At 72.5% G+C, this 426-nt stretch carries 1 protein-coding gene; it reads right to left on the bottom strand.

Features of this window, described 5'->3' with window-relative positions; genetic code table 11:
- Positions 1–380, bottom strand: a 380-nt coding sequence (locus tag OO69_RS48260) for a hypothetical protein (RefSeq protein ID WP_033287408.1), incomplete at its 3' end; no start/stop codon positions are given.
- Positions 381–426 lie beyond the last annotated feature (46 nt).

A 426-nucleotide genomic window follows, 5' to 3' on the forward strand; every position in this document is an offset into this window, starting at 1 on the left:
TCCCGGTACTCCGGGTCCAGGCGGCGGGCGCGCGCCGTCACCTGCTTCACCGGCCGGCCAGGCCGCTTCATCCGCAGGGTGAGGCCCTGCCCGCCGACCAGGCGCACGGCGGCCGCGTCGGTTACGGCCTGAAGCGCGGCCACCATGTCATGGCAGGCGCCAGGGTCGCCCGGGATCTTGACGGCGGCATCGAACTGGATCTGGCGGCCGCCGAAGAAGTCGGGTCCGGCGAACTGGCCGTCCATGGACGGCTGGTCCACATCCGAGTCACGTACCGGGGGACGTCCCAGGCCCGTGGTCTCGATGACGTTCACGCTCGTACCGGCGCCGATGAGGACACCGCCGAGGTCGTACTGCCAGTCGTCCAGGTCAAGCGGCACGGGCGCTCACCCCTCCCCTGCGGGCGCGCCGGACGGAGCGTCCGAC

Source organism: Streptomyces sp. NRRL F-525, assembly GCF_000716605.1.
Lineage (GTDB): Bacteria > Actinomycetota > Actinomycetes > Streptomycetales > Streptomycetaceae > Streptomyces.